Below are 12925 nucleotides of genomic sequence, written 5' to 3' on the forward strand. Positions count from 1 at the left end.
TCCCGAATCCCTGATATCCGCAGGTCCTGGCTTCGGCCGGAGATTCTGCGGCACGACCCGGGTCTTGCCGCAAGACCCCCAGTGCGCTATACGTTGAGAGTGGCGGGGGGTGCCAACTCCCTGCCTTTGCCTTTGGTCGCCCGCTGTCGGCGGGCGAGCCGCGAACAGCCACCGCCGCACCGAGGCGCGGCCCTCGTGGCCAGCGCCGTGCGGTCAGCAGGTAGGTCGGCGCCGGCGAGGTATTTCGCGGGAATTGGTCACGTCAGCTGTGGCAGGACCTGGTCGGCGAAGAACTCCCAGTGATCCACGTCGTACTGTTGCGGCGTCTGGAGGTAGATGCGGGTGAGCCCGGCTTCCGCGAATTTCCCTATGCGGTCGACCACTTGCCCGGGAGAGCCGACCAGTCCGTGTTCCAGCATGTAGGACAAGTAGGACGGGTTGGCTCCGGCGTCGCAGCGGCGGGTGATTTCGGCGTCATCGCGGCCGCAGACCAGCAGCAGGAGCGCGGATCGACGCAAGGTCGAGGGATCGCGGTCGATCTTCTCGCACGCGGCATTCAGGCGGGCAGTCTGCGGTGGTATCACCTCGAGTGCGGGGAAGTCGAAGTTGAACTCGTCGGCGTATTGCGCGGCCAGCCGGGGAGTCTTCTGCGGTCCGCGTCCGCCGATGATGATCGGTGGCCGCGGACTCTGCACCGGCTTGGGTAACGCAGGCGAGTCGATCAACTCGTAGAACTTGCCCTGGTAACTGAACGTCTCGCCCTCGGGGGTCTCCCACAGGCCGGTGATCACCGCGAGCTGTTCCTCGAACCGGTCGAAGCGTTCGCCGACGTCGGGGTACGGGATGCCGTAGGCGCGATGCTCGGGCTCGTACCACGCAGCACCGAAGCCGAAGTCCACGCGCCCGTCGCTCATCTGGTCGACCTGGGCGACGGTGATGGCCAGTGGGCCCGGGTACCGGAACGTCGCGGCGGTCACCAGGGTGCCGAGCCGGATGTGCCGCGTTTCTCCGGCCAGTGCTCCCAGCGTCACCCAGGCGTCGCTGGATCCAGGCAGCAACCCGGCGATGTCTCCCACCGCCCGATAATGATCAGAGCGGAAGAAACCGGCGAGTCCACAATCCTCAGCAGTCTTCGCGGTCGCGACGAGATCTTTGTGGGTCGACCCCTGCTGAGGGTTGGTGAAAACGTGGCATTCCATGCGGTGAGTACCTCTCGGGGATCGTATACCGATGAGCGCATGTGGAGCCGGTGGACTTGCTTCCTCCGGCGCGCTCCGACAGTAACAGTCCCGGGAGTGCTCTATCGCCGGTCGACGCCTATTCGAGGCTCGGCGACCTCGCGCTCAACATTCTCGCTGAGGGTTGAGCTGTCAGTGTCAAATCTGTTGGTCTTTCTGCCATTACTACTGGAACCCCGGACGAAACGAAACGGCGACGGAAAAGCGGTTACGCCCGTGCGTAGTGATCATCGGTGGCGAACGCCCTGGCGACGGCGAGGCTGTCCTCGTAGACGTGGTGACGCGTGATCAGCCCGTGCTCGACCGTCAGATGTAGAGCGAAGGCAGCGACGTAGCGGCGGCCGGTCGGCTTCGCGGTGTTGTGGAATTTGCCCAGCACCATTGCGTCGGTCCCGTCGACGAGCACCGCGCCGACCGTCGCGGAGCTCTCGTCCGGAACGTGGTGCTCGGCGATGAGACGGAAGTGGTCGGCCACCCCTGCCCGGGTGGAGCGGTGCCGGATCCAGGGCACGGTCTGCGAATAGTCGTCATCGGGCCAGTCGAGCATCCAGTCCACGTCGTCGGCGTAGAGCTCCGCGATCTTCTCGGGGTCGCCGGCCGCAACGCGGCGGAGCAGTTCGTCGACCGTCTCCCGGGTGTCCATGTGAGCAGCATCGCCGGGCAGCGCGGATGGGTCGATGACCTCCGGGGTAATGCCGGACCGGCGATCGGTCTCTAGCAGGAGAGCCGATGATCAGGCGGGTTGGGCGCTCAACCAGCGCGACACTGCCTGGGCGCGGTTCGCGGCGTTGAGCTTGTGCAAGATGCTCGAAACATGCGTCTTCACCGTGCCAACGGTGATCATCAGTCTCCGGGCGATCTGGTAGTTCGTCTCCCCAGCGGCCATCAGGCGTATGACGTCCACTTCGCGACGGGTGAGCTCGGGGTGCGCACTCATCCCGGGGCCCGAGGCGTTCGACGCGACGACGGTGGGCGTCGTCGACCATGATCGTCCGACGGTGCACCGAACCGCCTGCAGCTGCTCGAGCAGCAGCAGCCGGCTCAACTGCGCGGCCAGACTCTCCGCTGCCACCGCTAGCGTGACGCACTTCTCGCGGTGCACCGGCCGCCCCTGGAGGTAGCAGTCGACGTGCACCATGCCGATCACCGTGCGCTCGACGGTGATCGGGGCGACGCCGTAGTTCTCCGACCGGGACATCGCGGCGATCGGCCGGCAGACCCTCGGGTTGGTCTGGACCTCGTCGACGACGAAGGTTCTGCCCGAGTCGACCACGTCGGTCTCCACCACCGACTCCAGGGTCGTGGGCTGGTCCCGGCCGGCCTGGAGGATCGCTGCCGCCCACTGCGGATCGCGCCGGACGAACATCGACTCCGGCACCCAGATGCCGTTGTCGATCCGGGACACCAGCACCCGGTCGAACCCCAGGCGGGCGATCGCCTCCGGGGCCTGCTCCACCAGTGCCCGCGCCGACGAGGTCGTCCGGAACTCGGTGATCGCATCGAGGAGCGCGCTCGTGCCTGAGATACCGCGATGTGCACTCTGTCCGTCTACGTCCATGTCCCCACTCGGATGGTTGGGCCGAGCCACGGATGCTCTGTAGCGGATCAACTTACGTGAGCATCCGGCCCGCGGGCGGGCCTCTGCCGAACGACGGATGTGCCGTTGCGCGTCGACCCGGCATCGTGGGCCGGTAGCCGATCACGGAGGCCCACGATGAAACTCGCCACCGAGGTGCCCTGGCAGGACCGCCGATTCACGATCCCGCTCGAGCGCATCCGCCGGTGCGAGCGGTTCGGGTTCGACGCGGTGTTCACTGCCGAGGGCGTTGGCAACGACGGGCTCACCCCGCTCGGCTATCTGGCGGCGGTCACGGAGCGGCTTGTCCTCGGCACGCACATCGCCACCGTGACCGCGCGGCCGCCCACCGTGCTCGCCCAGGCGCTGGGCACCATCGACGCGATGGCTGGAGGCGGTCGGGTGATCGCCGGCGTGGGCGGCGGTTTCCCCAGCTCCTGCGAGGGCTGGCACGGCCGGCCGTGGGGCAGGCCAGTTCGCCGGATGCGTGACTACGTCGACGTGCTGCGTCAGGTGTTCCGCACCGCTGGGTCCTACGCAGCGGACGGTGAAGCGATCGAAACCACCGAGCTGTTCGCCGAGCCGACCCGGGCCAGGCTGGGTGACACCGTCCACTGCCAGAGCACGGAGATCAGCATCCCGTACGCCGGGGAGGGGGCGCTGGGCGTGCGGCCGTGGGTCAGCGCTCTGGAGCGCGGGCCCGAGCCGCCCGTCGTGCTGGCCGCCGTCGGACCGCAGATGATCGCACTGACCGCCGAGATCGCCGACGGCTGGTTCCCCTGGGGATTCGCACCGGGGATGATGCCGACGTTCGAGCCGTTGCTGGCGGCCGGCTTCGAGCGCGCCCCCGGCAAGCGCCGCGAGGACTTCGACATCTGGGCGCTCGTCGACCTGGTGGTCAGCGACGACGTCCGGTCGGGGCTCGACCGGTTCAGGCCGTACGTGGTGGAGTGGGCCGAGCAGATGCGCCTCCAGACCGAGGCGCTGGGCTTCGCCGGACTCTGTGATCGGTTGATCGAGCTGACGGGAGCGGGCCGGTACGACGAGGCGTTGGCCGCTGTGCCGGACGAGTTCGTCGACCAGGTGTTCCTCGTCGGCTCGCACACTCGGATCGCCCAGCGACTCACGGCCTGGTTCGAGTCCGGCGCGACAGGGCTGATCTTCCGGTACGGCCCGCAGGTGCAGGTCGGCCGGCATGCCGACCTTGTCGAGGACCTCGACGTGTGGGAGACCATCGCTCGCGCTGCCCGTCGAATGTGAGGCCCCGTCGCCTGCGTCACCGTCGACCGCATGATCAATGAATTGAATAAATCGACCGGTCGATCCCTTACGTGCCCTTATGTGCTGGGCTGGGTCGATTGTCATGGGACCTGTAGGTATTCCGTCGGCAAGCATGGATGATCCGCCCTCGGTCGCGGCATGCGGGTAGGGTGCGATGTGTCACACCGGACATCATTGCGACGTTGGTTGGCGTCTTTCGGCTGTCGTCGGCAGCTTTGCCTCGATATTACATATCGAGCCAAGTGGTCAATCAACTTGCAACAATCCCATAGGTTCCTACTGTGCATGGAGAAACGGCTCATGGAAGTAGGTAATGACACCTCGTGCTACGTGACCGGCTCCCAGGGGCCGGCAAGCCACAACAGCATGAATTATGTGGTTGCGTACTCACCGGACAACGGTGGCAGGGCGGCGCTCGCTGCGGCGCGCCTGTTCTCCTCCGCGGACGTGTTGCTGACCGTCTGCACGATCATCCCGGAGGTGGGAGGCCGCCCGAACACTGCAGCGAGGACTGCGGAATATGCAGATTCCCTGTGGAGGTCCGCGGCGGAGGGGCTCGACGAGGCCAAAGCGTTCCTCGGGGACGAGGTGAATGCCGTGTACATCACCCGCACCGCGAGCTCACCGGCTCAGGGGATCCTCGGGCTGGCTTCCGAACTCGACGCCGGCATGGTGGTCCTCGGCGCGGCCGGCGGCGGACCGTTTCGCCGGTTCTCCACCGGGGGTGTCACCGGCGACCTACTAGGCGCCACGCAGGTGCCGATTGTGCTCGCCCCGATCGGCTATCACTCGGAACGCCAGGTGCGGCTGCAGCAGATCATCTATGGGTACGCCGAGCCGAGGCCGTCACAGGCCGTGGTCGGCGTGGCGGCCCAGCTCGCGTTGCGTCACGGACTGACCCAGCCAATTCTGGTCACCGGCGTCGACGGGGACCGTCTCGGGACGATGCATTGGGAGCAGGGAGAGGTGCAGCTCATCGGTTCCATGGGGCCAGGCGTGAGCGGAACCACCCATCACACCGACGCAATCAGAATCATGTGCAACGTGCCCGTGCCGACGGTTGTGGTGCCCGTTCGCGACTACGCGTCGAGCGAGCAGAGGTTGTCGGCGTACCACTGCCTCACGTGCGAAATTGAGGGCCGCGACCTCGATCCCGAGCCGGCCTGCTGGAGTTGCGGGGGCCCGACCGTCGTCACCAGTCGGCCGCTCCTGCACACCTCCGGCCCATTGCCGGACAAGTCGGCTGTGACCCCGCGCAATGGGCGCCGGCCATGAATGTGACCTGCGCGGTTGAAGTTTCTCGGCGCGAGGCCATGTGGCTGTCAGTCAGCTGGTTCCGTAATAGCCGTAGTTGGCCGGACACAACAAGATCGGCCCCTCACCCGTTGACTCAGGTGAGGGACTGATCTCGGGGTGATCCGGATGGTGCCCCCGGCAGGGTGCGTCAGGCGTTCACGGGCGAGCAGCAAGCGGTGCCCTCGACGGCCTGCCCCTCGCCGGCGTTGTCCTGGCTCGGGGTCCCGCACTCGCACGCTGCCGCCGCGGACACGCCCACGGGGTGGATCGATGTGGCGTCGGGTGCGTCTGCCTTGACCGTGTAGACCTCCCAGGGTTCCTTGCCAGGGCCATGGACCCACACCTTGTCCTGCAGCGCGTAGCAGCAGGTGGTGTCGTCCTCGACCTGGGTGAACAGCCCCAGGTCGGACAGCCGGCCGGTGGCTTCGCGGACCTCGTCAGTGGTCTCGACCTCCACGCCCAGGTGGTCCATCACGGTCGGCTGGTCCGGCTCGCCTTCGATGAGCACGAGCTTCAGCGGCGGTTCGGCGATCGCGAAGTTCGCGTAGCCGGGACGGCGCTTGGCCGGCTCGACGCCGAAGAGTGACCGGTAGAACGCGATGGACCCTTCGAGGTCCGACACCCGCAGGGCGAGCTGAACTCGGGACATGATGACGACCCCTTCTTGTTTCGACGTCTGTCGAGACAGAGGTTGTGCGCTATCTCGACGGCTGTCAAGGTAGAAGCATGTCGAAACAGGAGCGGACGCTCGTCGAGCTGGCTGAGGTGGTGGGGTGCTGTTCCCCGCTGGTTCGCGAGCCGCTCTCGGCCGAGCAGTCGACGGAGCTGGCGCGGCTGTTCAAGGCGATGGGCGACCCGGTCCGCCTGCGCCTGCTCTCCCTCATCGCGTCACATGCCGGTGGGGAGGCGTGCGTGTGTGAGCTGACCGACGTGTTCGACCTGTCCGGCCCGACGATCAGCCACCACCTCAAGGTGCTGCGGGAAGCCGGGCTGATCTCCGGCGAGCGACGGGGGACGTGGGTCTACTACCGGGTCCACCCCGAGGCGCTCGGCCGGCTCTCCGCGGTTCTCGTCCCGACCGAGGCGGCGGTCGGTCAGTGAGCGTGCAGACCGGCTCGGCACCCGTCGTCGCGAAACTCTCCACTCTGGACCGGTTCCTGCCCGTCTGGATCCTGGCTGCGATGGCGGTCGGCCTGCTCGCCGGACGGGAGATCCCCGGGCTCGGACCGGCGCTCGATTCCGTCTCGGTGGCTGGGGTGTCGTTGCCCATCGCCCTCGGGCTGCTCGTGATGATGTACCCGGTGCTGGCCAAGGTGCGCTACGACCGGCTCGACACCGTCACCGGCGACCGACGGCTCCTGGTCACCTCGCTCCTGCTCAACTGGATCATCGGCCCGGCGGTGATGTTCGCGCTGGCCTGGCTGCTGCTGCCGGACCTGCCCGAGTACCGCACCGGGCTGATCATCGTCGGGCTTGCCCGCTGCATCGCCATGGTGATCATCTGGAACGACCTCGCCTGCGGCGACCGCGAAGCAGCGGCCGTGCTGGTCGCGCTGAACTCCGTGTTCCAGGTGATCGCCTTCGCCGCTCTGGGCTGGTTCTACCTCGACGGACTCCCCGGCTGGCTCGGGCTCCCGCAGACCGATCTCGCAGTGTCGCCCTGGCACATCGCCGGCTCCGTGCTGGTCTTCCTCGGCGTCCCGCTGGCCGCCGGCTACCTGTCCCGCCGCCTCGGCGAACGCACCCGCGGACGGGCTTGGTACGAAGCCCGCTTCCTGCCCCGGGTCGGCCCGCTCGCCCTCTACGGGCTGCTGTTCACGATCGTGATCCTCTTCGCCTTGCAAGGCGACGCCATCACCACCCGGCCCGGGGACGTGGCCCGGATCGCCCTGCCGCTGCTGGCCTACTTCGCGATCATGTGGGCCGGCTCCTTCGCCCTCGGACGCCTCGTCGGGCTGGGCTACGAACGCACCACCACGCTCGCCTTCACCGCGGCCGGCAACAACTTCGAACTCGCCATCGCGGTCGCGATCGCCACCTTCGGCGTCACGTCCGGACAGGCCCTCGCCGGAGTCGTCGGCCCGCTGATCGAGGTCCCGGTGCTGGTCGCGCTCGTCTACGTCTCCCTCGCCGCCCGCCGCCGCTGGAAGGAGCGCTCATGACTCCCGAGGTGCTGTTCGTCTGCGTGCACAACGCCGGCCGCTCCCAGATGGCCGCCGCCCTCCTCGATCACCACGCCGGCGGCCGCGTCATCGTCCGCTCCGCCGGCTCGGCACCCGCCGACACCATCAACCCGGCCGTTCGTCAGGTCATGGCCGAGATCGGCATCGATCTGTCCCGCGAGCAGCCCAAGCTCCTCACCACTGACGCCGTCCAGGCCTCCGACGTCGTGATCACGATGGGCTGCGGCGACGCCTGCCCGGTCTTCCCCGGCAAGCGTTATCTCGACTGGCAGGTCCCGGACCCCGCCGGTAAGAGCGCCGACGAGGTTCGCCCCATCCGCGACGAGATCGACGCGAGAGTGCGCGCCCTGCTCGCTCGGCTCGTCCCGGAACCGACGGTGTAGCCATGTCCGCCTCGCCCGCCCGACATGGTCGAGCTGGTGCCCAGGCACGACCGGGCAGGCGGTCCGAGCCCGTGTACCAACCGTCATGTCGTCCGATCCCCCGGGTGGGCAGGGTGTCGGCCTGTGCCATGGACGAGCCTCGCGTAGGTTGCCACGCACGCCCAGGCCAGAACGGCGATGACGAGGAACGCCAGGTACACGCCGTCGTATCCGATCTGAGCGGCGAGCGTCGCTGCGGCGACGGGAGCCAGGAGGCCTGCGATGCCCCATCCGGTGAAGACCACGCCGTAGGTGCTCCCGAACCGTTCGCTGGGGACGACATCCGCGGTGGCAGCCGGGATGAGCGTGGAAAGCGCGCCGTACTGGGTTCCCAGCAGGAACAGGGCGCCGAGCGCGATCGGCCCACTCACGCCCACGGCCAGGGGGAGACACGCGAGAAGAAGCAGGGCGGAGTTGCCGTGCAGCGCTGTGGACCGTCCCACTGAATCCGACAGGGGCCCGGCGACGAGTCGACCGACGAAGTTGCCGACGTTGAGCAGCGTCACCGCGAGTGCGACTGCACTCGGTGTCCCAGCCAGGTTCCCGGCCTGTGCGAAGGCGGCGAGAGCAGGTGCGCTGCTCAGCGCGAACGTCAGCCATAGGGCGACGATGGGCCTGCTCGGGCGGGTCCTGCGGGTCCGGCGCCGCGATCGACGCGGGCCGGCCGCACGTCCGGGGACGAGAGCAGCCGCGGCGATGAGGACGCCGCCGAGCACCCCGGCCAGCACGACGAAGGTCCAGAAGCGTCCCACCGCGATGAGCAACACTGCGGCCACCGGGGCGAGGACGGCCGTGCCGACCGCGTAGGCGCTGACCACGAGGCCGAGCGCCAGGCCGCGTCCGGATTGCACAGTGCCGGCGACGCGGACGGCGGTGGCGTACCCGAGCCCGGTCGAGCCGCCGAGCAGGATACCGAAGGCAAGAACCAGTGTCGGTAGCGATGCCGCGGCGGCGCTGCCCAGAAGGCCGAGCACGGTGCCGCCGCCGGTGACCAGGGCCAGGCGCCGGGGCGAGACCGAGTCGGCGACCCGCCCGCCGACCAGGACCCCGACCATGAAGGCGGCCAAGCCGACGGAGAAGACGCTGGCCAACTGGGCATCGCCGACCCCGAGATCCCGACGCAGGGCCCCGGTGAAGACGTCCCAGGCGAACAACGGACTCACGGCGAGGTCGAGCAGTACCGCGCCGGCGAGCGCACGCCATTTACTCACCGCGGGCCGGTCGGACGGGTTGGCCGGAGCGGTAGCGGGCTCTGTGCCTTCCTGGCGGCCATCGTCTCTGGTGGCCATCGGCGTGTCCCTCCGGCTCGACCGATCGGCATGGCCTGTACTGATTCGCAGTCTCCCATTACGGCGCGTCTGTGTGTTGTACCCGCTGGGCGGGCCGGAAGTCCCCCAACGAGCTCCGTCAGTCGGGTAGAGCCCCCCGGCCCGTGCGCCCGGCAGTTCGGCCGGCCCAGTCGCTCCCGGCTGAATGCCCATGATCTGCGGAATGAGACGGAAATCGAGGCGGAAGGGCTCGCTCGGACGGTCGATCGGATCAATCGGCTAGGTCTACCTCGTCAGGTGCTTCGGCTGTGGTTGCGTGCGTGTCGGGACGTCCCACCATGGTCGCCCTTGCTACTTTCCGATTCGCCTGAATCGCTGTTGGAAAGATTCGCGCTTGCAGGTGGACGAGAGGACACGGACCATGAACGGCTTTTCGCGTCGCGGAATGCTCAAGGCGACCGCGGTTGCCGGCGCGGGCGCGGTTGTCGGGGCCGGTGCGGTCGTCGTTTCGGGTGTCGCGGCCTCCGACGCTCCGGGCGCGAGCGACGTGAGCAGGGAGTCCGAGGCCGTGACGACGTGCTCACCGGCGGAGCTGACCGGCCGCATCGTCCGTCGCAACGACCCCGACTACGCCGCCGCGAGCCTCGGCTGGGACGAACTGTTCGTCCACTACCCACTGGTCATCGTCTACGTCCAGAACACCCAGGACGTGGTGAACGCCCTCACCTGGGCACGGCAGCACGACGTCGCGCTGCGGGTGCGCAGCGGCGGCCACAGCCTCGAGGGCTGGTCGAACGTGGACAACGGCATCGTGATCGATGTCAGCGAGCTGAAGTCGGTGCACATCGACACCCTCGCTCGTACGGTGACGGTCGGCGCCGGGCTCAACCAGCTGGAAGCGGTGACCACGCTCGCCGAGAAGAACCTCGGCGTGACGACCGGCACGGAGGGCAGTGTGGGCCTGGCCGGTGCGACGCTCGGCGGCGGATTCGGCTTCCTCACCCGGTACCTCGGTATGGCCTGCGACAGCCTCGTCGGCGCCGAGGTCGTCGTGGCGGATGGCGCCGACTGCGCCGGCGTGATCAAGGCGGGCCTGGAGCAAAATTCCGACCTGCTGTGGGCGCTGCGCGGGGCGGGCAACGGCAACTTCGGCATCGTCACATCACTCACCTACAAGGTGACTCCGCTCCAGAGCGTCGCCTATCTGCAGGCGACGTGGGACGGCATCGGCGACCTGCACGGGGTCTTCGACACCTGGCAGCGCACAGCGCCGGTGGCCGACAACCGCCTGGGCACCCAGCTCGAGATCCACCGGAACCAGATCCTGTTGTTCGCGGTGCTCGCGGAGGGGACACCGGCCGAGGCGAATTCGATGCTGGCCCCGGTCCTCGCGGTCGGCAACCCCAAGGTCACGGTGCAGGTCGGCAACTGGGGCGACGTGTATTCGGGATTTCAGATCCCGACCGAGAACGAACCCGCGAACTGGAAGTTCTTCTCGCAGTTCACCCAAGAACCGTTCCCGGACGGGGCGATCAGCATCATCGCCTCGTTCATGAGGGACGCGCCCACCGACGACAGCAACTTCTTCACCCAGGCCTTCGGCGGAGCGGTCAGGCAGAGTCCCCGCGGCGACACGTCGTTCCCCCACCGCGACGCGCTCTTCTACTCCGAGCCGGGCGTCGGCTGGGGCACCCGCGGCGTACCGGGCAGTGGCGACAACCTGACCCCGCAGGCCCAGGCATGGATCGCCGAATTCAGCCAGGCGCTGCGGCCCTACGTGAACGGCGCCTACGTCAACGTCCCGAACGTCGGAATGCAGGACTGGGCGACCGCATACTGGGGTGCCAACTTCGACCGGCTGCGCAAGATCAAGGCGAAGTACGACCCTCGAAACGTCTTCCAGTACGAGCAGAGCATCCCGCCCGCATGACCGACCGCAATATTGGGCTCGCGCGTCGCCCGCCTCCCCGGAGGTCAAAGATCAAGCTGAGCGTTCAATCCTCGTAGTTATGCCCGGATCCCCTGTCCGTGCTTCACGCAGCAGTTCGAAGCCACGTTCGCCGATCATCACCGACGGGGCGTGAGTGAAGGCGCGGGGCAGATCCGGCATCACGGACGAATCGATGACGTGCAGGTTCGCCACCCCGTGCACCCGAAGGGTGGGATCGACGACGGAGTCCGCGTCCCGTCCCGCTCGGCAGGTGCCCACTGGGTGGTTCATCGAGGCGATCAGCTCACGCGCGGAGTCGAGCAGGGCGGCGTCGTCGGTCGCGGCGGGCACCCCCAGCGGGCCCACCGAGGCTCCGAGAGTCGGGCTGGCGAAGATTTCCAGCACATGGCGTGTCCCGGCCACCATGGTCCGGCGATCGCGCGCGGTCTCCAGGTAGCACGGATCCAGAAGCGGCGCTGCCCGCGGGTCCGCCGATGCCAGCCGAACGGTGCCGCGGCTCTGCGGGTTCAGCAGGGTGACCAGGCATGTCACACCAGGGTCCTGGCCGCCGGTCATGTCGAACAGCATCGGGGTCGCCAGGATGTCGGGTGCGGGCGCGTCCTCCGTGCAACGGATGAATGCCGCGGCCTGCACCAGCGCCGCCAGCGGACCGCGGCGCTCCCGCGCGTAAAGCTCTTTGGCCTCGTCCGATTCGAGGTGCTCCAGCAGGGTGGTGCCCCGCCTCAGCGGCCAAGAGGCCATGTTCATCGGGTGGTCCTGAAAGTTGCCGCCCACGCCGGGCAGATCGAGCGCGACCTCGATGCCCTGCTCGCGCAGGTGGTCAGCGGGACCGACTCCGGACAGCATGAGCAGCTGCGGCGTGCGGATGGCTCCGGCGGAGAGCACCACGGTGCCTGCCCGGTAGCTGACGTCCCGCCCCTGGCTGTCCTGCCCGGTGATACCCCGTGCCGCACCATTTTCCAGGACCACTCGCTCGACCAGGAAGCCGGTGTAGAGCGTCAGGTTCGGCCGCGCCAACGCGGGGCGCAGATACTCCCGGGCCCCGCTACTTCGCTCGCCGTCGCGCACGTTGCTGTAGAGCAGGCCCACGCCGTCCAGTTCGGCGCCGTTGAAGTCACGATTCAGCGGCAGACCGTGCTCGACCCCGGCTGTGATGAACGCCAGCGACAGCGGATCAACGTCCTTCGGTGTGGTCACGGCGATCGGGCCACCGGTTCCGTGCAGCGCCGAAGCGCCCAGCTCGTTGTCCTCAGTGCGGCGGAAATAGGGCAAAACGTCGTCCCACGCCCAGCCCTCCATGCCGCGCGCTGCCCACCCGTCGTAGTCGGCACGGTGCCCGCGACACCAGGCCGTGTAGTTGATCGTGCCTCCGCCGCCGAGCACGCGGCCGGCCGAGATGTCGATTCGACGCCCACCCAGCTGTGGCTGCGGCACCGTGGAATCGCACCAGTCAGCCGACCCCCGCCAGGTGCTCAACGCGCCGGTGGGCACCGACATGATCGGATCGTCGTCCGGCCCGCCGGCTTCCAACAGCAGCACCCGCACGGCCGGGTCCTCGGTAAGCCTGGCCGCGACCACACAACCGGCTGCCCCCGCACCGACGACGACGTAGTCGAACTCTTCTGACGAGGTCATGGGATGATCTCCTTGCGATCAACGGATTCAGACAAAATTCACAACGCATCGGCGGCGTGGCCGTCCGTCCATGTA

The 12925-nt window shown here is 68.1% G+C and carries 12 protein-coding genes; 6 read left to right on the forward strand and 6 right to left on the reverse strand.

What is annotated here, in order from left to right; translation table 11 throughout:
* Positions 1 to 257: 257 nt before the first annotated feature.
* The 3 genes from ABD743_RS34950 to ABD743_RS34960 form a co-directional block, all read right to left on the reverse strand.
* On the reverse strand, positions 258 to 1199 hold the full coding sequence (locus ABD743_RS34950; RefSeq protein ID WP_344727463.1) for an LLM class F420-dependent oxidoreductase: 942 nt from the start codon (positions 1197 to 1199) through the stop codon (positions 258 to 260).
* A 247-nt stretch (positions 1200 to 1446) separates the two neighbouring features.
* A complete protein-coding gene (locus tag ABD743_RS34955) occupies positions 1447 to 1881 on the reverse strand; it encodes a nuclear transport factor 2 family protein (protein ID WP_344727465.1) in 435 nt (144 codons plus the stop codon).
* A gap of 90 nt (positions 1882 to 1971) precedes the next feature.
* On the reverse strand, positions 1972 to 2796 hold the full coding sequence (locus ABD743_RS34960) for a response regulator transcription factor (RefSeq protein ID WP_344727467.1): 825 nt from the start codon (positions 2794 to 2796) through the stop codon (positions 1972 to 1974).
* Between the two features lie 156 nt (positions 2797 to 2952).
* Here ABD743_RS34960 and ABD743_RS34965 point away from each other — a divergent pair, with 156 nt between their 5' ends.
* Positions 2953 to 4074, forward strand: a complete 1122-nt coding sequence (locus ABD743_RS34965) for an LLM class flavin-dependent oxidoreductase (protein WP_344727469.1) — start codon at positions 2953 to 2955, stop codon at positions 4072 to 4074.
* 306 nt (positions 4075 to 4380) lie between these two features.
* The gene (locus ABD743_RS34970; protein WP_344727471.1) at positions 4381 to 5370 is read left to right on the forward strand and encodes a universal stress protein; all 990 of its coding nucleotides are present in this window, start codon (positions 4381 to 4383) and stop codon (positions 5368 to 5370) included.
* Positions 5371 to 5539: 169 nt separating this feature from the next.
* Here ABD743_RS34970 and ABD743_RS34975 read toward each other — a convergent pair whose 3' ends face one another.
* Positions 5540 to 6040, reverse strand: coding sequence for an ArsI/CadI family heavy metal resistance metalloenzyme (locus ABD743_RS34975; RefSeq protein ID WP_344727473.1), 501 nt, complete (start codon positions 6038 to 6040; stop codon positions 5540 to 5542).
* Between the two features lie 77 nt (positions 6041 to 6117).
* On the opposite strand from ABD743_RS34975, the gene ABD743_RS34980 reads away from it, so the two are divergent.
* Genes ABD743_RS34980 through ABD743_RS34990 form a run of 3 tightly spaced genes read left to right on the forward strand, consistent with a single transcriptional unit; the run spans position 6118 to position 7957 of the window.
* Positions 6118 to 6492 (forward strand): ArsR/SmtB family transcription factor, encoded by a 375-nt coding sequence (locus ABD743_RS34980; protein WP_344727475.1) that lies wholly within the window; start codon positions 6118 to 6120, stop codon positions 6490 to 6492.
* Positions 6489 to 7553, forward strand: a complete 1065-nt coding sequence (arsB, locus tag ABD743_RS34985; RefSeq protein WP_344727477.1) for an ACR3 family arsenite efflux transporter — start codon at positions 6489 to 6491, stop codon at positions 7551 to 7553. Before ABD743_RS34980 ends, arsB begins: the two co-directional genes overlap by 4 nt.
* Positions 7550 to 7957 (forward strand): arsenate reductase ArsC, encoded by a 408-nt coding sequence (locus ABD743_RS34990; RefSeq protein WP_344727479.1) that lies wholly within the window; start codon positions 7550 to 7552, stop codon positions 7955 to 7957. Before arsB ends, ABD743_RS34990 begins: the two co-directional genes overlap by 4 nt.
* A gap of 83 nt (positions 7958 to 8040) precedes the next feature.
* On the opposite strand, the gene ABD743_RS34995 is transcribed toward ABD743_RS34990, so the two are convergent.
* Positions 8041 to 9285, reverse strand: coding sequence for an MFS transporter (locus tag ABD743_RS34995; protein WP_344727481.1), 1245 nt, complete (start codon positions 9283 to 9285; stop codon positions 8041 to 8043).
* Positions 9286 to 9685: 400 nt separating this feature from the next.
* Here ABD743_RS34995 and ABD743_RS35000 point away from each other — a divergent pair, with 400 nt between their 5' ends.
* Positions 9686 to 11194 (forward strand): FAD-binding oxidoreductase, encoded by a 1509-nt coding sequence (locus ABD743_RS35000; protein ID WP_344727483.1) that lies wholly within the window; start codon positions 9686 to 9688, stop codon positions 11192 to 11194.
* 51 nt (positions 11195 to 11245) lie between these two features.
* On the opposite strand, the gene ABD743_RS35005 is transcribed toward ABD743_RS35000, so the two are convergent.
* The gene (locus tag ABD743_RS35005; RefSeq protein ID WP_344727485.1) at positions 11246 to 12850 is read right to left on the reverse strand and encodes a GMC family oxidoreductase; all 1605 of its coding nucleotides are present in this window, start codon (positions 12848 to 12850) and stop codon (positions 11246 to 11248) included.
* Between the last annotated feature and the right edge of the window lie 75 nt (positions 12851 to 12925).

Source organism: Pseudonocardia yunnanensis, assembly GCF_039534065.1.
In the GTDB taxonomy this organism is placed as follows: domain Bacteria; phylum Actinomycetota; class Actinomycetes; order Mycobacteriales; family Pseudonocardiaceae; genus Pseudonocardia; species Pseudonocardia yunnanensis.

Excerpts from the sequence above, each read along its gene's own strand:
- ABD743_RS34970 (WP_344727471.1), top strand. The coding sequence starts at position 4,381 with ATGGAGAAACGGCTCATGGAAGTAGGTAATGACACCTCGTGCTACGTG.
- ABD743_RS34980 (WP_344727475.1), top strand. The coding sequence starts at position 6,118 with ATGTCGAAACAGGAGCGGACGCTCGTCGAGCTGGCTGAGGTGGTGGGG.
- ABD743_RS34990 (WP_344727479.1), top strand. The coding sequence starts at position 7,550 with ATGACTCCCGAGGTGCTGTTCGTCTGCGTGCACAACGCCGGCCGCTCC.
- ABD743_RS34955 (WP_344727465.1), bottom strand. The coding sequence starts at position 1,881 with ATGGACACCCGGGAGACGGTCGACGAACTGCTCCGCCGCGTTGCGGCC.
- ABD743_RS34950 (WP_344727463.1), bottom strand. The coding sequence starts at position 1,199 with ATGGAATGCCACGTTTTCACCAACCCTCAGCAGGGGTCGACCCACAAA.
- ABD743_RS35000 (WP_344727483.1), top strand. The coding sequence starts at position 9,686 with ATGAACGGCTTTTCGCGTCGCGGAATGCTCAAGGCGACCGCGGTTGCC.
- ABD743_RS35005 (WP_344727485.1), bottom strand. The coding sequence starts at position 12,850 with ATGACCTCGTCAGAAGAGTTCGACTACGTCGTCGTCGGTGCGGGGGCA.
- ABD743_RS34960 (WP_344727467.1), bottom strand. The coding sequence starts at position 2,796 with ATGGACGTAGACGGACAGAGTGCACATCGCGGTATCTCAGGCACGAGC.
- ABD743_RS34975 (WP_344727473.1), bottom strand. The coding sequence starts at position 6,040 with ATGTCCCGAGTTCAGCTCGCCCTGCGGGTGTCGGACCTCGAAGGGTCC.
- ABD743_RS34965 (WP_344727469.1), top strand. The coding sequence starts at position 2,953 with ATGAAACTCGCCACCGAGGTGCCCTGGCAGGACCGCCGATTCACGATC.
- ABD743_RS34995 (WP_344727481.1), bottom strand. The coding sequence starts at position 9,285 with ATGGCCACCAGAGACGATGGCCGCCAGGAAGGCACAGAGCCCGCTACC.